Origin of the sequence: Streptomyces sp. NBC_01477, from assembly GCF_036227245.1 — a bacterium.
Classification (GTDB): Bacteria; Actinomycetota; Actinomycetes; order Streptomycetales; family Streptomycetaceae; genus Actinacidiphila.
The window spans coordinates 4,665,812-4,690,295 of sequence record NZ_CP109445.1 but is presented as its reverse complement, the minus strand read 5'-3'; the positions used below and the strand labels follow the sequence as shown (position 1 = coordinate 4,690,295).

Below are 24,484 nucleotides of genomic sequence, written 5' to 3'. Positions count from 1 at the left end.
CGGTCACCGCACCGGCGCGAGCGTCATGAGACCGCAGCCGTACGCCTTCGCCTTGCCGAGCCCCTGGGTGAGGGTGCGGCGCAGGACATCGGGGTCGGTGACGGTGAGCCGACCGTCGTACGTGACGGCGGTGAGCGTGACGGTCCGGCGCTCGGACGCCTTGGCGAACTGCAGGTCCCGCTTGTCGCGGATGACCAACTGGTGCTCGTCGCCGCGCTCCAGAAGCCGCGCGGCCGGTTCCTTCGCCGCAACGGTGAATCCCGCGTCGATCTGCCGGTCGAGCAGCCACGCCGTCTGGTGCCGGGCCGTGATGTGCGCCGTGCGCTTGGTGGGTTCCCCTTCCTTGCGGCGGATGGAGTGCACCGGGTTGGCGGTGAGGCGAAAGGACCACGTGCTGCCCGCGGTGATCCGGTCCAGGAACGAACCGTAGTCGTACGTCTGCCAGCCCGGTGTCTCGGAGGCGGCGGGCCAACCCGCCTGCTCCACGAGGTGTGTGAGGTCGGGGCGTGAGGGGCTGACGACGAACAGCAGCACTTCGGCGGCGGAGTTCCGGTCGACGCGCCACAGCACTCGCGGACCCGTTCCCTCACGTGCCGGCAGGTCGGGGAAGGACATGTTCACCGCGGCATGCATGCGGTGCGGGGAGCCGAGCAGTCCCCGCCCCTCGCGGCGGGCGGTGTTGATACGGAAGCGGGTCAGGTACATCACGCGGTTCCCAGGACGGAGGTCGGATCGTGGTCGTACGGCTGTCGGGCCGGCCCCGGATCCGGGGCGGTCACCGGCCGCGAGGAGATACCGCGAAGTCCGTACCGCCGGTGCCGCGGATCGAAGCTGAGCGGCTCGTCGCGCAGGCTGAGTTCCGGCGTCTCGCCCGGCAGGCTGTCGACGAGCAGGGTGAGTTCACCCTGCGTACGCGTCCTGGCCCGGTACCAGGGGGAGGCCTGCCACGGAGCCTGCTCCATCGCACCGATTAGGTCGACGTCGTCACGTACGCCCAGGTCGAGGGGCGCCGCCGGGGGACACGACCGGCGCCCCAGGTACGGCAGATACACCGGTTCCTGAACGGCAGCGTGCAGGCGGTGGATGTCGTCCCGGTCGCCCTCGACGGCCGCCACGAACACGGCGTCGGCCAGGTAGAAGCGCTCGGACAGCGGCATGGACTTGCCGCTGACGAAATGGCGCGCCGTCTGGAAGTCCCTTGTGCGCGTTCCGGGCTGGTCGACACGTACGCCGTAGCGCAGCGCGGCCAGGTCGGAGAGGTCCGCCTCACGAGGACGGCCTTCGGCGGCGGCGAGCAGGCCGAGAACACCGCTCTTGGTGGGCGCGTTCTCGGTGGTGCGGCGCACGAAGCGGGCCGCCGATCCCCAGGCCTGGAGAGGGCCGGCCAGTCGCAGCAGGAGCACGCTCATGCCCCGGGCCCCAGCCGGTCCGCCACCGCCGCGCCCACCGACGAGACGAGTCCGGCGATGTCCGTTTCCTGTCCGAGCCCGGTCAGCGGTTCGGCGTCCTCGCCGACCCGTACGACCCAGGTGCTGTCGGCGTCCGCGACGCCGTACGCCTTCTCCAGGTCCGGTACGAAGCGGGCCAGGCGTGTGCACGCCTCCCGGACGAAGCCGCCCTCCGGGCCCTGGGGCACCGCCCTTTCGAAGGCGGCGACGAAGCTGATGGGCCGCTTCGTGCGGAGCTTGACGATGACGGCGGTCGGCAGGGTGTGGTTGCCGAAAGTGTTGACCTTGCCGGTGGGCAGGGAGGTGATGAAGCCTTCGAGGAAGGCCTCGACCGCGCGCCGGGTCGGAGCGCCGGACGGCTCGTCCTCCCTCAGTCCGGCGCCAAGGTTGGCGTGCAGGCGGTTCACGTCGAGTGCCGCGTACCGGTACAGGGTGGAGGAGTTGAAGTCGACGACACCGATCATGCCGGCCCCGGTCTCTGCGTCGGTGTTCCTGTCGTCGACGGCGGTGTAGTAGTCCGACTCGTTGTCGACGGCGTGCACGCTGAGGGCATGCGCGACCTGGGTGGCCGCTTCGACGTTGAGGTCGGTGGCGTCGGCGACCATGCGGCCGAATAGGGCGATGTCCACCGAGTGCCCGCTGTCGACCAGTTGACGGGCGCGGACCTTGTTCTCCTTTGCCTTGAAGAACTCCTTGAGGACCTTGATGTCGCCCTTCCCCTCGGCGCCCTTCACTGTCAACTCCGCCAGCGAATCGAGCTGTTGTGCGCTGAGGAACATCAGGTAGGAGGACTCCGGCGCCGGATCCGGCTCACCGTCCTTGATCTTGCGCTTCGGCGCCTCGATCTTGGAGCCGGTCGCATTGCGCAGGGACTCGGCGGCGAGTTCCAGAGCCGTCGCCCGGTCCAGCGACGGGTCGAGGGCGGCCAGGCGGTCGGCCAGCGCCTCGGCGACCTTCTTCGTCCGGACGCCCAGTTCCGAGGGGTCCAGCAGTTCCTCGAACTTCTTCCTGGTCGCGCGCTTCCAGGCCTGGCTGGAGACGCGGGAGCGGCGGACGCCGCCGTAGACCGCGGTCTTGGGCGAACCGGTGTCATCCCGGTTGATGTTGCTCGGCGGCACGGTCTGGAGGATGTGGACGTCGAGGATCGTCCGGGTGGCGGGGTCGAATTGCGTCACGAGTGATCGATTCCTAAGAGGGGGTTCATGAAGTCGGGGAACACGTCAGTCCGGCCGCGCGTCCGTACCGCGGGTCAGACCGGCGAGGTGGAAATCGCGGCCCCATTCACGCCGGACTTCCGCACGCTGAGCGGGCTGCTGCCAGCGGTAGAGCTGATCGGCCAGCAGCCCGTAGTCCAGAGCGACGGCTGACCGCCGCAGCAACAGCACGATCTCGCGCAGACGTTGTGCGAGCCCGTCGAACGAACTCGACGTACCCGCACGCACGAACCGCCTGCGCAGGGGCTCGTCGAGCTCCGGTTCGGCCCGCGCCTTGCTGCCTTCGATGCCGCGCCCCGCGTCGACGGCTCGCTCCGCGCTGCCGGACACCGGGATCATCAGGATGCGCACCGCTCTCCCCAGACCACGCCCCGGCAGATGCATGTCGGCCTCGCGGTGGGACTGCTGGTGCAGGGCCCACAGCGTCACCGCAAGGTGCAGCGCTTCCTCGGCCCGGTCGTGGTCGAACCGTCGCCGCTCGTCCTCGGAGAGCGTCCCGAGCGCGTCCGACAACTCATCGGTCCCGGTCAGACCCCACAGGTCCGGTACGTCGTGCGCCGGGCGGCCGGCACCCCGTCGCAGTCGGGCAAGCGTCGAGACGGCGGAGGGGTGGTCCTCGCGGTAGCCGTACTGGAGGCGTTCGATGCGGTGGTCGGCGGCTTGGGCGACCGGGCCGCGCTCGCGCCGGCCGGGTGCGGACGGGCGTGCGGCAGCAGCGTTGGCTGTCATTGCGGTGGCTCCGTTGCTTCGTCGTCTGGCGTCTGCGCGGCGAACCCGCTCGTCGCCGCGCGCCTGGCCGTCGCTTCCGGCAGCACGACGTTGAGACGCATGCGGAACCACAGGTCCGCCTGTGCGTCGTTCACCCAGCGGGTGCTGCCGTCCGGCATCTCCGACAGCCGCCCCTCACCCGCAGCGGGACCCGCGCTGTCGAGCAGTTGGCGGCCAAGGCCGCGGACCGTTTCGGACACGGTCTCCTGCCAGTCGCCACGGGACCGCAGCGGGTCCGAACTCCTGCCCAGCCCGCTCAGCCAGCGGCGGTACGGGCCGTCCAGCGCGGCGAAACCGAGGTCCCGCGCCGTGTCCGTCGCGGGGCCGGGTTCGGTGCCGACGGCTCGGGCCAGGTTGCCCGCGAGGTGTCCGAGCGCGGTGACCGCTGCGTCGGCGTCGGCCACGGCGTCGACCGCCGCCCGCCCGTACAGAGGTCGTTCCTCGTGCAGCACGACGACCGGGAGCAGCACCGCGTCGTCCACGATCTCGTCGATGACGGACTGCTGTGTGCCGTACTTCGCGCCGACGATCCGCGTACGGATGAGGCTCTGCTGGGGCAGGTAGTCCTCGACGGCGAGCCGGGAGATCCATTCGACGATCCCCGGTGGCAGCGACCTCTCGGTGTCCTGCCGCTGTTCCGGGCTCTCGCGCTGCCTGCCCTGGTCGCCGAGGAGCGCCGCGAGCCCGCGCCAAGCGGCGCGCGCCGGGTCGTGCTGCCGGGGCATGAACACCTTCGGCAGCCCGAGCTTCTTCTCCTGCGGCGCGCTGCGGCGCCAGCCCGTCATGGCTTCGCGGCCGTGCTTGTTGTGGGGCGCGAGGGCGTCGCCGTAGGCGAGGACGGCTCCGGTGACGCCGTCGTCGGTGGCGTGCAGCCGTACGCGCCGGCTCTGCCAGGTGTAGAGGTCCCGCGGACCCGACGGGCGCGGCTCGTCCGGGTCGGCCCCGATCGGCTCGGGTCCTGACGGGGGCCGGCGCCACGCGGGCCTGTCGTCCTTCTCCGCCTGGAGGAAGTCGTTGTCCCCGGCGATGAGGTTGAGCAGCAGAGTCTCCCGCAGGGTGGCGCCTTCGGCGAAGACGCCACCGAGGTTGCCCGCCCACCCGACTCCCTGCGGATAGCCCTTGCCGCCCTTGACCCGCGGATCGCCGACCGCGCCCGATTTGATACCCGACAGGTCGAAGGCGTGGGCGTGCACCAGCCATCGGGCCGCCTCCGCGAAGGTCAGCCTCTCCGGGCCGGGCTGCCGCATGCTGAAGAACGGATCACCGTTCGGGACGTCGGCGACGATCCGGTTCAACGGCCCGACCTCGTCCTTCTCCGTGTGCAGATCGGCTACTTGGAAGAAGGGGTGGCGGGGGTGGAGCAGGTCGAACCGGTCGCGGTGGCGTTCGAGGTAGCCCGGGACCGCGCCGAACGCGTCGTCGGACTCCCAGAGCTCACCCCAGTCCTCGATCTCCGGCGGGCCGTCCACGGCGTCGTGCAGGATCGCGAGAAGCAGCCGGAGCAGTGCGAATTCCTGCGTGGGCACGTCCCCGACGAGACGCCGCAGCCGTCCCGCCTCGGCGAAGACGTCCCGCAGGGACAGCTCCACCGTCGTCCCGTCCTGCCGCTGTACGGGAAGCCACGGCCGGGAGACCAGGTCGAAGGAGGACACGCGGTCCACCACCCTTGTGTGAGGTGCTCCGACAGGCGTCACCATGAGCCCGTCGGACCGGCTGTACCGGATGTCGAAGCCTGACAGGCGGGTCTGACAGTCCTCGTCGAGGACGAGCAGCAACTCCCCGGCCAGCCAGGGGCATTCCTTGACCTGCCACGCGTCGATCTGGAAGCGCTCCAGCTCTGCGATGGTGCGGTCGATGACCCACGGCTTGGAGAAGTGCCACGGGAGTGTCAGCGCGCTGGCGGCCACGGCCCCGGCCGCTTTCGGGGACGGCGGGGCGTGCTCGGGGAGATCCAGTCCGCCCCGCCCCTTGTCCAGCCAGGGCACGGTGGACAACGTCCCGTCCCGGCGGCGCTGGATCACCAGCACCTCGACACTCTCCTCGCTGTCCCGTACCTGGGCGCGCCCCTCTCGGGTGTCGTCCGCATCGCCGACTCCCGCGTCGACCCAGCCGATCACCGGACGCCCCGCCCGTCGCACGGGGCCGAGCCGGAAAACCTCCGCACGCTCGCGCTTCCCTGCCAGCAGCTCCCGATACGCCGTACGGCTCTCGCCCAGGGCCGCGGCCCACTCCCCCGGACCCACTTGGCCCTCGCCGTAAGCCGCCTGGACGAGCGGGCTGATGTCCTCCGGGATCCGCAGGGGCCGCCCTTCCAGGTGCGGCCGAAGGACGGCAAGCGCCCGGAGCAGCAGGTACGAGCCGCCGTAGATTCCGGTCGACCCGCGTATCGGCTCCGGCGGATCACCCGACCAGTCCGTGCCGGTGACGAGGCAGCGCGGCGTACGCAGCCGGCTCGGCCTGGTCCGCGGATGACGGTGCAGACGCCCCATCCGCTGCAGCATCAGGTCCACCGGGGCCAGATCGGTGACCAGCAGGTCGAAGTCAATGTCCAGGGACTGCTCCACGACCTGGCTCGCCACCACGATGTGCGCTCCTTCGGGCCGTCGCCCGTTCGGACCGAACACCGCCAGCAGCTCGGCGTCCTTGGCTGCCCGGTCGGCGGCCAGGAAGCGGGAGTGCAGGACTGTGACCCGGTCCTTGCCGAAGCGGTCCTGCAGACGCTCCGCCGCGCTCAGGACCCGGTCGACCGTGTTCCGTACGACCAGGGCGCAGCCGCCATCGGCCAGCTCCGCCTCCAGGCGGAGCACGAGGGTCGTCAAGTCGTCGTCGATGGACTGCAGTTGTATATCGGCTCGGCGGCCGGAGGCGGCGGCCGGCCGCACCTCACGTACGCCCCCGTCCCGCGAAACAGCCGTGAGCAGCGGATACGCGTCCTCGGAAACGCCGCCGACCGCCACGCCCTCCCCCGCGTATGCCTGGGCGAGTGCACGCCGCCGCGGCGCGGGAAGGGTCGCGGACAGCAGGATGACCGGGACACGGTAGGCGGCCAGCCACTCCAGTACGCGCTCCAGGTAGCTGCTCATGTAGGCGTCGTACGCGTGGACTTCGTCGATCACCACCACCTTGCCCGCGAGGGCGAGGTGGCGTAACGCAAGATGGCGGCTCTTGAGCGAGGCGAAGAGCACTTGGTCGATCGTGCCGACCGAGAACGACGCCAGCATCCCCTTCTTGCGCCCCCGAAGCCACTGGTGCGCCTGCAGGCCCGACGGGTTGATCCGTACTCTCGTGCCGGGAGCGGACACGTTCTGCGGTCCGTCCGCGTCGACAGCCGCGATCGTACGGTTGCCTCTGCGTACCAATCCCGCCCATGCGTCGTTCAGCGCAGCCTTGGCGTGCGCCAGGAACACGGAGCGCGGGCCGTCGTCCGGGAGGCGGTCGAGCCACTTGAGCAGGCGGGCGAACATCGCGTCGCCGGTCGCCCGCGTCGGCAGCGCCACCAGGCAGCCGCCCGCGCCCGTACGCGCGGCCAGGATCTCCGCGGCAGCGAGCGCGGCCTCCGTCTTGCCTTCACCCATCGGCGCCTCGATGATCAGCAGGCCCACGGGGTCCATCTCCCGGGCGAGCCGCACAGCCTCTTCCTGCACCGGCCTGATGGCAGCACCTGCCGGGAGATCGAACCGAGCCGCGAACAACTCCGCGGCTGTGCCGTTGGGCTCTTCGGGCGCCCAGGCCGCCGGGAGGTCAAGCCCCCTCCAGGCCGCGGCCAGCCGCTCCTCGGCCGAGCCCCTGCCCTTCCCATCCAGGGATGCGTAGGGGAAGAGCTCGGCGGAACTCGCGATCCAGTCGGAGAGGATCACTATGGCCGTGAGCGCCACTTGAACCGGCTGCGGGAGCTTCACCGCCTTCCACGACCAGAACCGTCCCTCGACTCCCGCTGCCCGCGCGCACGCGTCCAGCAACTCGAACTGGAGGCCTTTCCACGTAGCCTCGCTCGTACCCGGAGTCCGTAGCAACTCCGGGTGCAGCAGCAAGTCATGAATCCTCTGGTGCCCAGGGGGTACACCGTGGTGGCCGCCGGCGACGATCGCGAACTGCCCGCTGATCCTTGCGGACCATCCGTGGCGCTCCGACAACCACTCCTGGATGAGCAGTTGCCCGGCCAGCCCGTGCGGTGCCAACTTCCGGCTTTCGCCGAACTGCTTCTGATACGGCATCTCAAGCCCGACCCCGCGCATCGCGTCCGCGAGGGATTCCACCTGACAGGCGAACGCCGGGGTCGCCTTCCCTGCATCGTGCACAGCCGCCAACCAGACGACGATCCGCCGCCCGTCATCCGTCCCGTCAGGCAACGCCTCGCCGATGAGCCCCTTGATGTTGCCCGGCAGCCACTCGTCCCACAGCTTCCCCGCGACCGCACCGCTGTCCGCCATGTGCTGCCTGAGCGGCAGCCACCCATCCGTCTTCCTGTCGTGCTTCCCCCACGCCCGCCGCGCGGCCACGGACAGCCCGTCGAAGGCTGCGCTAAAGGAGGTGTGGTTCACGGTCACTGGCATATTCGACATCGCCGATGTATGGCCGGGGTGATGATCTGACGAAGTGACCAAAACTGACCGTTTTTGATCGAAAGAGGGCGGCAATCGATCTCGTGGGGGGGACCACTCGTGCCGCGGGAGGCTGTGACGTCGCTGATTCGACCGCCGCGCCGTCCTTTACCGCCGACGGTCCGCAGGCTCGACGCCTTCGGACCGTCTTCCGGGCGCCGAAGCCCCGCGGGCGCGGGGAGCACGCCCCGCGCTAACTCAGCGTGCGCTGACCGCAGGGAACAGCCCTGCGTGCGCGGGGAGCACAGCACAGTGGCCGCATCCCGGAAGACGGCGTAGGGAATAGCCCCGCGGGTGCGGGGAGCACTCGTACCCGGCGTGGACCTCGCCGGTGAACTCGGGAACAGCCCCGCGGGTGCGAGGAGCACGCATGATTGTCGCGCGGGGGGCTGCGACTGCCGGGAACAGGCCCGCGGGTGCGGGGAGCACGTGCAGCAGGTCGCAACAGCTTTGGGCACAGCGGGAACAGCCCCGCGGGTGCGGGGAGCACTCTTTGGCGCCAGGCGCTTGGCGCGCGGGCCAGGGAACAGCCCCGCGGGTGCGGGGAGCACTGGTTCGCCCAGCGGCCCAGGCGGTTCATGTAGGGAACAGCCCCGCGGGTGCGGGGAGCACGGGCACCACCAGGGCGACTACGTCCCCGACCCGGGAACAGCCCCGCGGGTGCGGGGAGCACGGGCACCACCAGGGCGACTACGTCCCCGACCCGGGAACAGCCCCGCGGGTGCGGGGAGCACGGGCACCACCAGGGCGACTACGTCCCCGACCCGGGAACAGCCCCGCGGGTGCGGGGAACACGTGACGCCACTGCTTGTGGCGGAGCGCGTTGGTGGGAACAGCCCCGCGGGTGCGGGGAGCACACCGTCGTCGGCAACGCCGTGGACGACGCACAGGGAACAGCCCCGCGGGTGCGGGGAGCACTTGTGCTTGGGCATGTGCCGGTCGAGCATGATGGGAACAGCCCCCCGCGGGTGAGGGGAGCACAGGCCGACGCGCTGCTCATGCCCCGTGCCGGAGGGAACAGCCCCGCGGGTGCGGGGAGCACCCGCCCGGCAGGGCGTAGGGGAAGGTGACCTTGGGAACAGCCCCGCGGGTGCGGGGAGCACACCCTTAAGGCCGACGTCATCAGCGTCGCGGAGGGAACAGCCCCGCGGGTGCGGGGAGCACTCGTGCACGGCACGGCCCGCTTCCACGTGAGCGGGAACAGCCCCGCGGGTGCGGGGAGCACACCGGCACTCTTGCCATGTGGCTACCGAGCGCGGGAACAGCCCCGCGGGTGCGGGGAGCACCGATGGGCGGCACCTCGGTGACGACGTGCCGGGGGAACAGCCCCGCGGGTGCGGGGAGCACTTCCTGGTGCGCAGCACCGGGTTGCCGTACTCGGGAACAGCCCCGCGGGTGCGGGGAGCACCGGTTCAGGCCGCTGTACCAGGCGGCGGCGGGGGGAACAGCCCCGCGGGTGCGAGGAGCACTCACACACACCGGCCGGCTCCTCAGCATCGAAGGGAACAGCCCCGCGGGTGCGGGGAGCACTTCCAGTCGTCATCCGGGATGCGGACGACCCGGGGAACAGCCCCGCGGGTGCGGGGAGCACCCTTGTCGACCGGTGCGAAGATCGGCGGTGCGGGGAACAGCCCCGCGGGTGCGGGGAGCACTACCTGGCGAACCATCGGCGCATACAGAACCCGGGAACAGCCCCGCGGGTGCGGGGAGCACGGGATCGACATCCGGCGGGTCAGCCGGAAGAAGGGAACAGCCCCGCGGGTGCGGGGAGCACGGGATCGACATCCGGCGGGTCAGCCGGAAGAAGGGAACAGCCCCGCGGGTGCGGGGAGCACCGTTCCCGATGTCGCGCATCAGCGGCAGCGCTGGGAACAGCCCCGCGGGTGCGGGGAGCACCTGGTCCTCGGGGAGGTCCTGCTCGGGGTCGAGGGAACAGCCCCGCGGGTGCGGGGAGCACGTGCACTCGGGGTGGGGGTGGACTTCCTCGCCGGGAACAGCCCCGCGGGTGCGGGGAGCACGAGACTGTCACCTCGGGAGAACAGAACGCGATGGGAACAGCCCCGCGGGTGCGGGGAGCACAGGAGCTGACCAGGGACTCTACGACGCGGAGGAGCGGTTTTTACTTACTTTGCGAGACTCGGGCATTTCGGTCATCCCCCGGTTGGTGGGCGCTCGGCCCCCTCGACCCCCGAGCCCACGCATCAGTGATCACCGGGCTGGCGAACTGGCGGGAGCAGCAAGTCCCGCTCCGGGTGGACGCCACCCGTCACCGAGCCGGAGACGCCGAGGTCCACACGGGCGGCTTCGTGGAAGGTGTTGATCGCCGCGAAGACCGCGCGGTTGCGGTCGCGCCAGTCGTCCAGGGTGCCGGGGGTCCTGCCCGTCGCCTGCCAGTCGACCGCGCGGGAGGCGGCGTTCAGGTCGTGGGCGGCCTCGATCACCTCGTCGCCGGCCAGGAGCATGATGCGCTCGAAGGCGCGGCCTTGCAGGCGGATCGCGTCGATGAGCTGGACGCGGAGCTGCGGCTCCGGGTCGTCGCTCGCCCGAATGCCCTCGCGGTGCTCGTACAACTCGACGGCCAGGAAGACTGCTGCGCGGACGCGGTCGACGTAGTTCTCGTAGGCGTCCAGCTTCTTGCCGTCCCAGCGGGTCACCAGCTCGCGGCGGATGCGTTGCCGCTCGGTCCAGTAGTTCGTCACGTACGTGGTCATGGCGCCGAGCAGGACAGCCAGGATCGTTAAGAGCTGATCGGACGTGTCCAAGGCCATCCCCCGCCGACGAGTCGTAAAGACGTCTTGAGGATTTTAGAGGGGCCGTGGGGGCTCGGTGCTACCGTGCGGCGAGGTAGGCGGCGGAGAGGCGATCGGATGAGCAGCCCCACATCAGAGGCCCTGGTCACGCTCGGGCGGTGGTACGTGCGCAACGCGCCCGGGGCGCTCGGCGCGGGGGCGCTGGCCGGCCGCTACCTCAATCCGCGACTCCGCGACGAGCCGCGGAAGCGGGTGACCGAGACCGCAGTCGGCGCGAGCTTCGCCGTCGATACGCAGGACCTCATCCAGCGGTACCTGTACCTGTTCGGGGTGTGGGAGCCGCGGATGACGCAGTGGCTCCGGCGCCGGCTCAAGCCCGGGGACACTTTCGTGGACGTCGGCGCCAACATCGGCTATTTCAGCGTGCTGGCCTCCGGGCTGGTCGGCCCGCAAGGACGGGTCGTCGCGATCGAGGCGTCACAGGATTTCACGCGGCGGCTGGCGCAGAACGCCGCCCTCAACGGCTGCGAGAACATCCGCATCGCCCAGACCGCGGTCTCCGACAAGCAGCAGACGCTGACCTTCATCCTCTCCAGCTCCGCGAACATGGGCGCGAACAGCATCGTCCCGTGGGAGGGGCCGGTGGAGTCGACCTTCGACATAGAGGCCTTCCCGCTGCCGGACGTGCTCGAAGAGGACGAGATCGCCACGGCCCGCGTCGTCAAGGTGGATGTCGAGGGCGCGGAGGGCAGCGTCGTACGCGGCATGGCCCCACTGCTGGACCGGCTACGCCCCGACGCCGAGGTCACCGTCGAGGTCACCCCCGACCGTATGGCGCAACTCGGCGAATCGGTGAAAGAGCTGCTGGACACGATGCGGGGACACGGCTTCCACGTCTACCGGCTGGCCAATGAGTACGCGGCAGCTACGTATCCAACAGCCCTGCGCGGGCCGGCCGCGGTACCGATCCGCTGGCGCGGGCCGGTCGACGGCGAGAGCGACCTCATCTTCTCGCGGGTCGACGCCGAGACGCTGCCGTAAGCGCCGACGCCTGAACGCACTGCACCCTCCGACGTCGCGCGGGGTGCGCGGCAGGCGGAGGGAGCGGTGCGTTCAGGCCGTGCGGCGAGCAGCCCAATCGGCTCGGGCGGCGACGAGTTGGGGACGTATCTCGTGGTCGAGGCGGTCCGCCTGGGCTCGTAGCTTGGCGACGACCTCGGCGAGGCCGTCCGGGTCGAGGTGATTGATCCAGTAGTCGTCAACGATCGCCACGTTGACGACCGGTACACGGGGGTCCGGATCTTCGGCGTAGGGGTCGCAGACCAGAACGCCCCACAGGACACGCTGCTCTGTCCCCTCGGTGTCACCGTTCGGCGACGCGGGGTTGTGGACGCCGAGGAATTGGCCGTCGAAGTCGGCCCGGTGGCTGACGTCGGCGAGCGAGACGGGGAGTTGATCGGGGGGTACGTCCGTGGCGGTCGGATCGTCGTCCGCCCAGGTCGGCAGATAGCCGGTGACCGTGTCACCGGTCGTCGTGGCTATGGTCCAGGTCAGGGCCTTGTTCACTTTCCGATCTCCTCTTTGCGCGGGGACGGCGCTTCGTCGGCGTCCCGTTCCAGTACCGCCCACACCAGCTTTCCGATGCCCATCCGATCTCCGACTCCCCAGCGCGCACCGGTCAGCGCGTCGACAAGGGCGAGGCCGCGCCCGCACTCCTCGTCCGCCGACGGAATCTGCGCCGCCGGCCGGGTCTCGTCGGCGTCGTGGACCTCGATGCGTACGCCGGCCGGCAGCAGTTCGTACCGTGTCTCGATCTCGCAGTCGGGAGGGGGGACGGTGTGGCGGACAGCGTTGGTGAGCAGCTCGGAGAGGACGAGTTCCGCGCGGTCGGCCAGGTCACCCAGGCCCCATGCGTCGAGTACGCGGCGCAGTTCGTGGCGTGCCTCGCCGACGCAACGGGCGTTGTAGGTCCACCGCTTCACGTGTGGCGACGTGAACTTTCGGGCCTGCGCGGCACCACACGGGCGCCGGCACTCGGCGAGCTTCAGCACGTCACCGAGAGATTCGCGGAGCCGTCGCGCCGCGAAACGTACCTCCTGAGTGCTGGCTCCGATGTCGTCCAGAACGACAGGGGCGAGGTCGAATACGGCTCGGGCCGAGCCGAGTTGCGCTTCCTCGATCTGGTCGGCGAGTCGGGAGACGTACCCTCCGTCGCCGTTCAGGATGGCCGGGCGTCCGTCGGGATCTTGCCACGGCAGAAGGCGCAGCGACGTAACAGGTGCGATTCGCGATTCGGGTGGCACGTAGGGGTGGGTCTCAGGGACTTCGGTCATTGCTGAGCTTCCTGGTCGGAGTCGATGGGGATGGCAAGGGCGACTTCCGCCCGATCGCCGGGAAGGACGAGGAGCGCGTACGCGACGGGCCGGCCGTCGGCGGTGGCGAAGGTGCGCTCGATCGCGAGGACGGGCGTGCGGGTGCTGATGCGCAGCGACTGTGCTTCCGCGGTGGTGGGAAACCGCGCGGTGACCTGGTCGTTGCTGGTCGTCACGGGTGCGCCGGTAGCGATGACCAGGTCGTCTCCCCAGGGGGAGGCGGCGGTCAACGGTGAGGCAGCGCGCGGGACGTAGACGTGCGTGAGGATCTGCGGCAAGTCGTCGCGATGGCTCAGGCATACGTACTCGGTGAGCGGCGCGCCCTCCGGCGTGCCAAGCCGCTTGGCTACTCCACCTGTTGCCGTGGTGTCGGCGGAACTGGTCGTCGTGCGGAGGGCTATGGCGCTGTTCGGGTACGTGAGCCGCTCGGACGGTTGGCGAACGAAGTTGCCGCGGCCCTGGAATTTGGCGATGAGGCCCTCTGCGCGCAGGACTTCCAGCGCGTCACGGAGGGTCGGTGTGCTGACGCCGTACCGGCCGGCGAGCCGGGTCTCGGGTGGCAGGCGGTCGCCCACCGCGAAGGTGCCCGCGGTGATCAGTCGGCGCAGGTCGTCGGCCACCTGCTCGTGGCGGGCGGTCATGAGGGGCAGATCACCGCCCTCGCCCGGCTCTCACGTCGGCGCCGGGTCCACTCCTCGGCGCTCAGGACGTACGGGCGCAGCAACGGCCCCTCGTCCGTCCAGAAGTGCGGCGCCGGTGCGTGGGACCGTAACGGCCGTCGATCCGGTGCACTGGCTGCCAGGCTGAATGGCCTGGCCGAGGGCCGGCGTCGGGGGGTGCCGGCTGTGGTGGGGAAGAGCTGCCGGACGAGCCAGGCGGCGGCTCTTCGGATGTGGTGGAGCACTGTGGTCATCTCCTACGACTCTTTCGTGCGGTGGAAGGCGGCCCAGAGGTACTGGCCTGCCCCGCCGCGGTCGGTGGAGCCGAACGAATCGGCTGTTCCCAGCACTGCGAGGATGTCGGGCCAGTTCTCTTCCGCGAACTCGTCCGGGACCTGCGCCTCGATGAGCGTGCGGTCGGCGTACTCCTTCTGCTCAGGCGCCAGGCCTGCGGCGGTCAGGCGCGCGGAGAGGTCCGCGATGCGGGCGTCGCGTGGCGGCACAAGGCGTCCTCCGTTGCCAAGTGAGCACCCTCAGTGACGCTAGTTAACTAGATTAGAGCTAGTGGACTAGATTGTCCACATGCCTGATCAGCCGCCGTATCTCCGCGTCGCCGACGTGCTGCGCGAGCGCATCGCGAGCCACGAGTGGTCGCCGGGCGACCGGCTGCCATCGCGCGCCGAGCTGGGCCAGGAGTACGGGGTCGGCGAGAACGTCATCCGGCGGGCGCAGGAACTGCTGATCTCCTTGGGCACCTTGGAGGGCCGGGCCGGATCAGGTACGTACGTGGCCGAGCCGCGCGAGCGGCTGCGGATGGTGCGGTCCATCTACCGCGAGCAGGCAGGCGGTTCGCCCTTCGCCGCGGATATGGCGGCGCTCGGGCGGCGCGGGTCGTGGGAGAGCCGCACCGACGCGAAGGTCCCGGCCCCGGCTGACATCGCCGCCCGGCTCGGCCTGGCCGAGGGCGACTTGTGCGTGCGCACGGCCTACGAATTCCTCGCCGACGGCAAGCCGGTCCAGCTCTCGACCAGCTGGGAGCCGTACGCCCTGACGGCCGGCACGCTCGTCGTCCTCCCGGAGGCCGGCCCGCACGCGGGCACCGGCGTCGTCCGCCGGATGGCGGAGATCGGCGTCACGGTCACGCGGGCGGTGGAGCGGCCCGAGCCCCGGACGGCGAGCCCGGAGGAGGCCACGCTCTTGGGCGTCCAGAAGGGCACGCTGGTCACGCACATCCAGCGGACGTACTACAGCGACGACGGCCGCCCGGTGGAGACAGCCGACATCGTTGTGCCCTCAGCCATCTGCGAAATCGTCTATGAGGTCCCAGTTAGCCCGTAGAGCGCGGCACGACTGCAGCACAGAGACAACCGAGTGATAGAAGTTCACGACAGAGGCGTGGCTCCACCTACTCACCCCACATCAGACGATCGACTTACTATGAGGCTCCCCCTAACTGATCCTGTTCGAGCTAGAATCCGCAACAGGTGTCGTCGTCTGCTGATGCCTCGGATGACATGATCCACCATTGATGCGCTCTGGACAGGGGTGACTATGCGCATACTCCATATAAGCGATCTTCACGTGAGATCCACTTGGGAGTCTGATCAGCGAAAAATCATCGAGGCATTCCTGCGCGACATAAAAGTTCAGCACCAGCAGGCGCCTATTGACTCAGTCATATTCAGTGGCGACATCGCATTCAGCGCCACAAAAGATCAGTACCGATTCGCTCTAAATATCCTGCTTGCCCCGCTTCAAGAAGAATTGGGTCTCGAACGAAACCAGATTGTCCTATCTCCCGGCAATCACGATATTGACATCAGCAGGATCGATCGCTTCACCGAAGAGGGACTGAAGCAACTACTGACAACACGAGAGTCAGTCAACGGACTGCTAGATGATCCGAAATCTCTCGCGAATCAAATTGACCGACTAAATCCCTGGCTTGAGTTTCACGCAGAATATTATAGAGAGTCCGAAGTAGAGCGAATATCGCCACTACTGGCGATACATCGCTTGAAATCCGGAGACTCATCAGTAGCCGTAGCCAGCCTTACTTCATCGTGGCGAGCTACCGGAGCGGGCGACGATGGCGACAGGGCCGCTCTAATTGTCGGCGACCGCCAAATAACAGACGCCGCCCGTGCTGTCATGGGCGCCGATATTAGAGTTGCCGTGATGCACCATCCGCTCGATTGGCTAGCAGACTTCGACAGGGTCGACGTCAATAGAGAGCTGAATAATCACTTCCACGTCTTGTGCACTGGGCACGTTCACCTCAGCGAACCACAAAAAATAACTGGGGCATCAGGAACCATCGTGCACAGTAGCGCAGGTTCTCTTTACCAGAGCCGTGAGTATACTAATTCGTATTCAATTTTGGAGATCGATCCCTCCAAAGATGCCAGGCCCTATGAGGCCACAGTGCGTACTTATTACGACAGACGAGATGAGTTTGATGCGGCCCTTGATATCGCATCAGATGGTCGAGTGCATATACCTGCAGGAATCATCAGGCAAGAGCCCCATACGCGGGATGCCGAAGCGGGCACCCCTACGAAAAATTCGGACTTGGCCGCAGAGTATCTCTTGGATATTGTGCGCAGCGAGAGTGTACTCATCAGCCCAGACGTAAACGTTCGAGGAATGGCAGATCTTCTTGTCCCTCCTGCGCTTCTTCCCCTTCCACTGGAGCAATATATAGCCGCTGGAGACCCAGAGGACGGGAACCGAATAGGAAAGGACGACCTAAGGGAGAAATTCTCTGAGCAAGGTCATTTTGTAATCGTCGGAGACGAATCTAGTGGCCTCACGAGTACATTGCGCTGGCTGGCTTACGAAGCATACGCCTTAGATTCACAGTTCGTTCCGGCAGTGATCGACTACGCTCAGATTGAGAACGGTCCAAACGGTGTCGCCGCTGCAATCAAGAAGGAACTCGCCCAAGGCGGCGTAGCGTTCGGTCGAAAGGACGAGCTTCCTCGATTGGCGCTTTCTGTAGATAACATTGACCCCAGTACCGAGAAGAAGTTCCTAAAACTCCTCAAGTTTGTGACCGAAGAACGGGGAAATATTTATTTCCTCGGCTGCAGCTCTTCTGACGACGCGAAACTGCTAACGGGTCTTCAAGGAAGGGGAAATCAGGTATGCAGACGCTACCTCGGCATATTCGGTAGGCGTGAAGTTCGGCACCTAGTGGAGCTCTTGCATTCTGAGGAGTCGGAGAGGGTAGTAACCTCCGTGCTCAACATTCTGCAGCGGGAGAAGCTTCCACGCAATCCGTCTATGATGGCCGCCCTAGTCTCGATCTTCGGGGATAACGAGACTTGGGCATCTGGGATCAACGACACGGCCGTGATTGAAATCTACGCTGGAATGCTTCTTGGGCGTGAAGATACGACCGAAGACCGTAGATTCCAACTCGATTTCCGTGAGCGCCAAGACATCCTCTCGTCCTTTGCAGAAAAAATCGTGCGCGAAGGCGTCAGTTCATTGTCCCGAGTCGAAACCGAGAGATTCCTTCTTGACTATTTTGACGAACTAGGGTGGTCTGAGCCTTCAAGTCGTGTTGTTGACTCATTTGCCGCACGACGGGTCCTGTTCGAACGTTCAGGGCGAGTCCGATTTCGCCAGCCAATGCTGCAGTACTTTTTCGCCGCACAGAAGATGAATGATAGCTCGGAATTCAAGGAATGGATCTTGCGAGATCCAATCTCTCACATTGAGATAATTCGGCATGCCGCGGCACTGCAACGAAACGATGCGCTTCTGTTGCAGAGGATTGCAGATGAATTCAGAACGATGCGCTCTGGATTGGGTTCAGAGGGCGAGGACCCATTTTCGGTGATCACGAATCGAGAAGGCTGGGACCCGAGTACTGATTTCGACGGCTTCCTCCCTGATCCTAATACCGTCAGCCCAGAAAACGCCCTCGGCGAAGATGAAGAACTCAACAGGGATCTGGCCAGGCGCATGGATGACGTGCTTGACCAGCTTGATGCAATTCGCGAAGTGGAGCAGACAAGAAGCGCTGATAGGAATCGAGTTCGATCACACGCTGAAGCCTACTTTGACGGGCTCTCGCTCCTCTCGTCTGTCCTCCGTAACAGTGAACTAGTGCGCGATATCCGCCTCAAGAGGTCAACCCTTGAACTTGCCCTTAACGGCTTTGGCGTTCTAGCCGCAATCATAGCGAGTGAACAAGCGACAGGAGGCTACGCCAAAACTATCCTTGAATCTGCGATAAAAGATATTGAGCTTCCCGAGCTCGAGAAGGAAGAACTGGTCGATCGAATTCTCCTCTACGCGCCAATAATTGTCGCCTGGGGTGGCATGTCGCACTCGTTGGCAAGCAAGAAGTTGGCTGGGCTCACCCAATCCGCACTCAGGGACAGTGACTTTCTGGCCGAGCCAGGGCAGGCGCTCATGGCCGTCATACTCCTCCATCAAACGGGCGAGCGTGAGTGGCTGAACCATGCGGAAGAAGTCTTCAAGCGGCATGGTGGTAGGCAGGTCGTGCTATCGACAGTTAGATTTATGGCGCTATCTGCTTTCTTTAGTTCGCAAAGCGGACCGCAAGAAGTTGATAGATTGGCCGCATTTATCGCTGAAATTGCAATTCATAACACGGATTTTCCCAATGAGGCATCCAGGCTCGGGAGTCGCAATCGATACAGAGAGGAACTGAAGAAGCGGAGATTGAGAATTAATCGTATTGGCGGCCCACGGAAAGATCCTCTAGAGCTTCTCTAATAGGATTTTTCCGATACGGCATCCGGTGTGCCAATGCACTGGCACACCGTGGGTCAGCCACAGCGCTGAGGATCGATAATTTGTATCCATTGATGATGTGATCTCGACTGGCACCTACTGGTCGAATGGGACTTGTCGTCAGGAAAGTGGGATTTGAGCTTCGTTCGCCATGATAAGGAATTTGCTCACCAGCTTGCCTGACTGCTGGCGGCTCTACCCTAGGTACGGTTGTGGAGACCTGCAGGTCGACAAATCCCGCCGTGCCATCGGCGGCCTGGACAAGGACGCCAAGGTTTAAGCAGTTCGGGATTAGTGCTGACCCGATGCCGAGAAGAGCGAGTGGCCGGCCACGCCATCCAACGCCACGCACAGGCCGAAGGCGTCAAGCACTGCAATGGTGACGGACAGGAGCTCGCCACTGCACAGTGGCTCCACGAAGGCCCATGGCTGCGGGTATTCCGTTGCGCAGATCGTATTCTCTCGTTGGCATCATCCACTCTTGAGTACAAGACGGGATAGAGCTTCGGCCCTGGCTGCCACGACGTCCATGCGAGCCTCACGTTCTGCGGTGTCCGTGTGGGTGCCTTGAGCCGTGGCCTGGCCTTCCCACTTGCGGTAGAGCAGGCCGTATTCGCGGGTGAAGTAGCCGGGGGCCACCGCGTTGAGGGCCAGGAGGAGGCCGGTGTCCTCGGATGCCGGGAGGGCCATCCAGCCGCCCAGGGCCAGGAGGAGGTCACGGCGGATGAAGAGGGTTGCCGGGTGGACCTGGGCGCGGTAGCCGTTGGCTTTCCAGAAGTCGAAGACGACGCCGGGAGCGAGGGGACCGTCCTCCGGGTCGGCGTCGAAGCCGGCCGTCGAGCCGTCGGGGAGCAGGTCCAGGACGCGGGAGGTCGCCCAGCCGAGAGCTGGGTCGGCTTCCAGGAGGGCCAGGTCGCGGGCGAGGGCGCCCGGGGTCAACTGGTCGTCGGCGTCGAGGACTTTGACGTATGGACCGGCCGCGCGCGCAAGCGCCATCGTGCGGGCCACGCCCGGTCCGCCGGGGCGGCCCTGGGAGAAGCTCACCCGGGGGTCGTCGGGGACGTGGGGGCGTACAGCGTCGCCGAAGCCGTCCTCCTGGATAATCCAGTGCCACTCCCAGCCGTCCGGCAGCTCCTGCGCGCACAGCGACTTGTACGCGTCCGCGAGGAAGGGCGCCGAGGGCGCGTGCACGGCCGTAACGACATCGATGCGGCGGACCGGCACGCCGGTCACCACCTTTCCAGGTTGGTGGTGAACAGCATTTCCGTACGGTCGCCCGGGAGGATCACGTCGGAGTGCTCGACGGCCCGACCGTCGACGTCATATGACGTCTTGCGTAGGACGATCACCGCGGTGCCGGGCGGCAAGGCCAACTCCTCGGCTTCCTCTGCGGTCGGCGGCCGTGCAGTGACCAGCTCCTCTATGCGGCCCAGCTCGATCCCGATAGTGGAGAGTTGGCTCTGCGTGCCACCGGGCCAGGGCTCGTTGGCGGCGTCGAGCAGCTTGGGGTTCTCGGCGACCACGTCGCGGACCAGGAAGGACCGCACGAGGGTGAAGGGCGCCGGCTCGACGCGGTAGCGCGTCCGGTACGTGCGCTCGACCAGGGCCGTGCCGACTTCCACGCCGAGCACCTCGGCGATCTCCGGCTCCGCCTCGACCTCCCGATAGGCCGCGTGGAAGATCAGGTCATCCAGTTCCAACCCGGTGTCGTGCTCGGTGACCCCGGTCCCGGCGCGCTGCTGCTCCGGCTCGCGGACGCGGTTCTTCTCCCACTGGTGGCGGAGGTTCGTGCGCCGAATGGGCGTCCGAGGGCGACGGACGAAGTTGCCGCGGCCGTGCTGCTTCTCGATCAGACCTTCGGCTTGAAGCAGTCCCAGCGCCTGGCGCAGCGTCGGGAGGCTCTTCCCGTACTTGTCCACGAGGGCGGTCTCTGAGGGGAGTTGGTCGCCGGGAGCCAACTCCCCTGCGCGGATGCGGTCGCGTAGATCGTCAGCGATCCGCTCGTATGCCTTGGCCATGTGCGCCACCGTCCTGATCGTCGGGCGACTTCAGCATACAAGTCCTCAAGAGGTCTTGACGAGTGAGAGCAGATACGCCATGGTCTCGTTACTCCTAAAGAGGACCTGAGGACAGGATCTCTTGAAGAGGCACACATGACAGCGCCCGGATGGCTCCGCAACAGGGGTCGGAGGGAAGCGCCGGTTGCTTGAGAACTCCATAGGGGCACCTGAACGCACCACCGGCGGCCCACACGTCCGCCGGACCACCCATCCACTCAGGACTCAGGAGAGGCCATGCCTCCATCCACCGGTCGCCATCCCGCACCCGGCGGCCCCGGCTTACCCGAGATCACGGAGGACTTCCGCGACCTCTTCCTCGGCCGTCCCGGCGAGTCCGCCGAGCACCGCACCGCCCGTCTGACCGCCGCGCGCGACGTCCTCGCCGAGCTGCTGGAAGAGGGCGAGCACGACGACTTCGTCATGCAGGACGCGTTGCACGCTGTACGGCTCGGCGGGGCCGCGCTGCTGCGGGGCAACCGCGGGGCGGGGGCGGCGTCATGAACACAGCCCTCGCGTACGTCGGCGCCACGATCGCCGCTGCCTGCGTCGTTCTTTACGCCGTAAAGCAGCTGAGGCGCGGAACGCCCGCCGTAAGGGTCGCCGCTCTGGCGGCAGTTGGGTGCACGGCATACAGCGCCGATACGTCGTGGCGGTTCACCGCCGACTACCTCGACATGGCCGGTACGGCTGAACGCGCGGCCATGTTCGGTGCCGCCGAACTCGCGCTCTTCGCCACGGCACTCATGGCCCGGCAGAACCTCAACGGGCCGAACGCCGCCCCGGGCGTCCCGGGAGTGCTGGTCTGGGCGATCACGTCGGTCCAGGTCATCCCGGCGTACGCCGAGTCGGGTCCGGTCGGCGGCACCGTACGCGCCTTCGTCGGTCCGGTCATGGCGGCGATGCTCTGGCACCTCGCGATGGGCATCGAGCTACGGCACCGCACCTCCGACGCATCCACACGCGGCTTCGGGGCCTTGCTGACACGGGAGTTGCGCGAACGCCTGCTCTCCCGGCTCGGCATCGCCGAACGACACCGGGACGCGGCCCAGATCACCCGCGACCGGGCGACCGTACGAGCCGTCGCGCTGGCCGCGCGCCTCGCCGAGATCAGCGCGGAGCGCAGGCGCAAGCGACGGCGTCTCACCCGTCGGCTGTCGGTCGCCTCTGCTCGCGCATCAGTCGGCGACAACCGCGACCAGCGCCGCAAGTTACTGGGCCAACTCGCCGTCCGGCGCGATGCCGCCGCACTCGCGGTAGTCGATCTTCCCTCGCCGTGGGCCGAGTTGGCGCACGACCCCACCGCGTCCGCGCTGGCGGACCAGGCCCGCGACCAGATGACCCGAGCGACGGCCACCATCCGCTCGTACCCGCGGCTGCTGTTCACCGACCTCCCGCCGGTGAACGACACCGCCCGATCACCTGAACAGCCCCGGCTCAAGCTCAACACCGCTGATGCCCTGGCCGCCATCGAAGCCGGCTGGGCCGACGGTCTCACCGTTCGCGAAACAGCCCGGCGGGCGACCCGCGCGCCGAGCTACGTCCACACCGTGTTCGTACGGCTCGACACCGAGCGCGGCCCGCGTCCGGTGAACTCCGCCCGCTCCAACACCGGGGCCTGACCGCTGCTTTGGCGGGTAGGGCCAGGCCCCGGCACACCTCCCGCGAAGGAAGGAACTGCCAGTGAAGCACGACAGGCAAGACGACCCGGGGCGCGGCCCGTTACCGCACCCGGACGAGGTACCGACCGGCCCTGGCACTCCGCTCGTGGTGGACAAGCCCGCCTCCGGGCCGACCGTACATGGCCTGCTGGCCCGTGTACGCGGCGCGAAGCGGCGGCCGGTCGTCCCGGCGTGGGCGCGGTCGCGGCAGGAGTTCGAGTCCGCCGCGAGGGGCGTCACCGCGTACGCCGGACACGTCAGCGCGTACCACCTGGCCCGCGCGCCCTGGTACGCCTTGCAGCTCACCCTTCGCGCGCCCCGCGGCGCCGCCCGCTTCGTCGGCGGCGTCCTGCGCTGGCTGGTCGACGCCGAGGGGGAGCCGCTGCGGCAGGCGGCAGCCACCCGCGAGGACATCGAGGAGTACCTGAAACTGTCGCGCCAGCGCGATCGCCGGGTGCGGTGGCGCACGGTCGTCGGCGTCGCCGCGTCCGTCCTCGGGCCGGTCGCCGCGCTGGTGGCGTACGTCCTCGCCCCGGCCTGGATGCTCGCCGCGTCCGCCACCGTGGCGGTCATGGGGCTCGGCAGGCTCGGGCAGCCGGCCGATGATCCGGTTATCCACAGGGCTGTGGAGATCCCCAAGGCCACCAAGCTCACTAGCGACATCGTTCTGCGAGCCCTCGGTGCGCTCGGCATCCCCGCGATCAACCAGGCGCAGTCCAAGGGCGGCCCCGGTTTCGCCTTCACCGCGCCCATCACCCGCGACGGCCCCGGCTGGCTCGCGGAGGGCGACCTCCCGTACGGCGTCACCGTCGCCGACGTGATCGACCGCCGCGAACGGCTGGCGTCCGGGCTGCGGCGCCCTCTCGGCTGCGTATGGCCGGAGACCGTGCCTGACGAGCACACCGGACGGCTCCGCCTCTGGGTCGGCGACCAGGACATGTCCCGGACCCGGCAACCGAAGTGGGCGCTGCTGGAGGCCAAGCCGCTGGACCTGTTCAAGGCGCAACCGTTCGCGACCGACCAGCGCGGGCGATGGGTGTCGCAGTCGCTGATGTACGTCTCCGGGATCGTCGGGGCCGTGCCGCGGATGGGCAAGACGTTCCTGCTCCGGCTCGTCCTGCTCATCGCCTGCATGGACCTGCGGGCCGAGATCCACGCGTACGACCTCAAGGGCACGGGTGACCTGTCCGCGCTCGCGCACGTCGCTCACCGCTACCGGGCGGGCGAGGAGGACGAGGACATCGCGTACGCCCTCGCCGATCTGCGCGAGCTGCGCGCCGAGTTGCGGCGACGGGCGAAGGTCATCCGCGAGCTGCCCAAGGACCTGTGTCCGGAGTCCAAGGTCACCTCCGCCCTCGCGGACATGCGCAAGCTCGGGCTGCACCCGATCATCGTCGGGGCTGACGAGTGCCAGAAGTGGTTCGAACACCCCAAGCACGGGCCTGAGTTCGAGGAGCACTGCACCGACCTGGTCAAACGCGGCCCGGCGCTGGGGATCACGCTGCTCCTGGCCACCCAGCGGCCCGACTCGAAGTCGCTGCCGACCGGCATCTCCGCGAACACCACGGTCCGTTGGTGCCTCAAGGTCATGGGCCAGATCGAGAACGACATGGTCCTCGGCACCGGCTCGTACAAGCGCGGCATCCGGGCCAACACGCTTGCGTGGGGTGACAAGGGCATCGCGTGGTTCGTCGGCGAAGGTGCCGACGCCCGCATCGTGCGCTGCGTCGAGGTCAACGCCCCTACCGCCGACGTCTTGGCCCTGCGCGTCCGCGCCCTGCGCCAGCAGGCCGGCCTGCTCACCGGTCACGCCGTGGGCGAGCGGCCCGAGCCCGACGCGTCCGCGTCGTACGACCTCCTCGCCGATGTCGCCGCCGCTCTGCCGTCCGGCAAGGCGAAGGCGTGGAGCGAGGACGTCATCGCCCGCCTCACCGAACTCCGCCCGGACGTCTACGGCCAGTGGAGCCCTGAGCAACTGGCCGCCGCGCTCAAGCCGTACGGCATCCGCACGGTCCAGGTCTGGGGCACGACGGAGGACGGCAAGGGTGCCAACCGCCGCGGAGTCCGGCGGGCCGACGTACTCGACGCCATCACCCGTCGTGACGACGGCACCGCCGCCGCCTAGCCGTGTGGCCTAGCGCCGGCACCCGCTAGACCTAGCACCCCCGCTAGCGCCAAAGAGCG

18 protein-coding genes and 2 CRISPR repeat arrays are annotated in these 24,484 nt (G+C 67.7%); of the genes, 6 read left to right on the top strand and 12 right to left on the bottom strand.

Going from position 1 to position 24,484, the window contains the following annotated elements; genetic code table 11:
- Positions 1 to 3: 3 nt before the first annotated feature.
- From cas6e to OHA86_RS19675, 6 genes are all read right to left on the bottom strand, one after another.
- Entirely contained in the window at positions 4 to 705 is a 702-nt protein-coding gene (cas6e, locus tag OHA86_RS19700; RefSeq protein WP_329177127.1) for a type I-E CRISPR-associated protein Cas6/Cse3/CasE, read from the bottom strand.
- Positions 705 to 1,409, bottom strand: a complete 705-nt coding sequence (gene cas5e / locus OHA86_RS19695) for a type I-E CRISPR-associated protein Cas5/CasD (RefSeq protein ID WP_329177125.1) — start codon at positions 1,407 to 1,409, stop codon at positions 705 to 707. The genes cas6e and cas5e overlap by 1 nt, the downstream gene beginning before the upstream one ends.
- A complete protein-coding gene (cas7e, locus tag OHA86_RS19690) occupies positions 1,406 to 2,623 on the bottom strand; it encodes a type I-E CRISPR-associated protein Cas7/Cse4/CasC (RefSeq protein ID WP_329177123.1) in 1,218 nt (405 codons plus the stop codon). Before cas7e ends, cas5e begins: the two co-directional genes overlap by 4 nt.
- 45 nt (positions 2,624 to 2,668) lie before the next feature.
- Complete coding sequence (gene casB, locus OHA86_RS19685) at positions 2,669 to 3,391, bottom strand: type I-E CRISPR-associated protein Cse2/CasB (RefSeq protein ID WP_329177121.1); 723 nt, start codon at positions 3,389 to 3,391, stop codon at positions 2,669 to 2,671.
- Positions 3,388 to 7,992, bottom strand: coding sequence for a type I-E CRISPR-associated protein Cse1/CasA (gene casA, locus OHA86_RS19680; RefSeq protein ID WP_443071775.1), 4,605 nt, complete (start codon positions 7,990 to 7,992; stop codon positions 3,388 to 3,390). The genes casB and casA overlap by 4 nt, the downstream gene beginning before the upstream one ends.
- A 256-nt stretch (positions 7,993 to 8,248) precedes the next feature.
- Positions 8,249 to 8,949: a CRISPR direct-repeat array (repeat unit 29 nt; unit sequence GGGAACAGCCCCGCGGGTGCGGGGAGCAC).
- Between the two features lie 94 nt (positions 8,950 to 9,043).
- A CRISPR array of direct repeats spans positions 9,044 to 10,110; the repeat unit is 29 nt; unit sequence GGGAACAGCCCCGCGGGTGCGGGGAGCAC.
- A 122-nt stretch (positions 10,111 to 10,232) separates the two neighbouring features.
- Positions 10,233 to 10,799 (bottom strand): hypothetical protein, encoded by a 567-nt coding sequence (locus OHA86_RS19675; protein ID WP_329177117.1) that lies wholly within the window; start codon positions 10,797 to 10,799, stop codon positions 10,233 to 10,235.
- A 99-nt stretch (positions 10,800 to 10,898) separates the two neighbouring features.
- Between OHA86_RS19675 and OHA86_RS19670 the strand changes: the two genes are divergently transcribed.
- On the top strand, positions 10,899 to 11,822 hold the full coding sequence (locus tag OHA86_RS19670; RefSeq protein ID WP_329177115.1) for an FkbM family methyltransferase: 924 nt from the start codon (positions 10,899 to 10,901) through the stop codon (positions 11,820 to 11,822).
- Positions 11,823 to 11,894: 72 nt separating this feature from the next.
- On the opposite strand, the gene OHA86_RS19665 is transcribed toward OHA86_RS19670, so the two are convergent.
- The 4 genes from OHA86_RS19665 to OHA86_RS19650 form a co-directional block, all read right to left on the bottom strand.
- Positions 11,895 to 12,347 carry a DUF6907 domain-containing protein gene (locus OHA86_RS19665; RefSeq protein WP_329177114.1) on the bottom strand — a complete coding sequence of 151 codons (453 nt, stop codon included), beginning with the start codon at positions 12,345 to 12,347 and terminating at the stop codon, positions 11,895 to 11,897.
- Positions 12,344 to 13,114, bottom strand: a complete 771-nt coding sequence (locus OHA86_RS19660; RefSeq protein ID WP_329177113.1) for an ATP-binding protein — start codon at positions 13,112 to 13,114, stop codon at positions 12,344 to 12,346. The genes OHA86_RS19665 and OHA86_RS19660 overlap by 4 nt, the downstream gene beginning before the upstream one ends.
- On the bottom strand, positions 13,111 to 13,794 hold the full coding sequence (locus OHA86_RS19655) for a GntR family transcriptional regulator (RefSeq protein ID WP_329177111.1): 684 nt from the start codon (positions 13,792 to 13,794) through the stop codon (positions 13,111 to 13,113). The genes OHA86_RS19660 and OHA86_RS19655 overlap by 4 nt, the downstream gene beginning before the upstream one ends.
- A 275-nt stretch (positions 13,795 to 14,069) precedes the next feature.
- Entirely contained in the window at positions 14,070 to 14,315 is a 246-nt protein-coding gene (locus OHA86_RS19650; RefSeq protein ID WP_329177109.1) for a hypothetical protein, read from the bottom strand.
- A 79-nt stretch (positions 14,316 to 14,394) separates the two neighbouring features.
- Between OHA86_RS19650 and OHA86_RS19645 the strand changes: the two genes are divergently transcribed.
- Entirely contained in the window at positions 14,395 to 15,150 is a 756-nt protein-coding gene (locus OHA86_RS19645) for a GntR family transcriptional regulator (RefSeq protein WP_329177107.1), read from the top strand.
- 213 nt (positions 15,151 to 15,363) lie between these two features.
- Positions 15,364 to 18,564 carry a metallophosphoesterase family protein gene (locus OHA86_RS19640; protein ID WP_329177105.1) on the top strand — a complete coding sequence of 1,067 codons (3,201 nt, stop codon included), beginning with the start codon at positions 15,364 to 15,366 and terminating at the stop codon, positions 18,562 to 18,564.
- Between the two features lie 489 nt (positions 18,565 to 19,053).
- Here OHA86_RS19640 and OHA86_RS19635 read toward each other — a convergent pair whose 3' ends face one another.
- Both OHA86_RS19635 and OHA86_RS19630 read right to left on the bottom strand, forming a co-directional pair.
- Positions 19,054 to 19,818: a glycosyltransferase family 2 protein gene (locus tag OHA86_RS19635; RefSeq protein ID WP_443071774.1), complete on the bottom strand. Its 765-nt coding sequence runs from the start codon at positions 19,816 to 19,818 to the stop codon at positions 19,054 to 19,056.
- Positions 19,812 to 20,600, bottom strand: a complete 789-nt coding sequence (locus tag OHA86_RS19630) for a GntR family transcriptional regulator (protein WP_329177103.1) — start codon at positions 20,598 to 20,600, stop codon at positions 19,812 to 19,814. Before OHA86_RS19630 ends, OHA86_RS19635 begins: the two co-directional genes overlap by 7 nt.
- Positions 20,601 to 20,876: 276 nt before the next feature.
- Between OHA86_RS19630 and OHA86_RS19625 the strand changes: the two genes are divergently transcribed.
- The 3 genes from OHA86_RS19625 (at position 20,877) to OHA86_RS19615 (ending at position 24,425) form a co-directional block, all read left to right on the top strand.
- Positions 20,877 to 21,143 carry a hypothetical protein gene (locus tag OHA86_RS19625; protein WP_329177102.1) on the top strand — a complete coding sequence of 89 codons (267 nt, stop codon included), beginning with the start codon at positions 20,877 to 20,879 and terminating at the stop codon, positions 21,141 to 21,143.
- A complete protein-coding gene (locus tag OHA86_RS19620) occupies positions 21,140 to 22,261 on the top strand; it encodes a hypothetical protein (RefSeq protein ID WP_329177101.1) in 1,122 nt (373 codons plus the stop codon). Before OHA86_RS19625 ends, OHA86_RS19620 begins: the two co-directional genes overlap by 4 nt.
- 145 nt (positions 22,262 to 22,406) lie before the next feature.
- Positions 22,407 to 24,425, top strand: coding sequence for a cell division protein FtsK (locus tag OHA86_RS19615; protein ID WP_329177099.1), 2,019 nt, complete (start codon positions 22,407 to 22,409; stop codon positions 24,423 to 24,425).
- Positions 24,426 to 24,484: the final 59 nt, after the last annotated feature.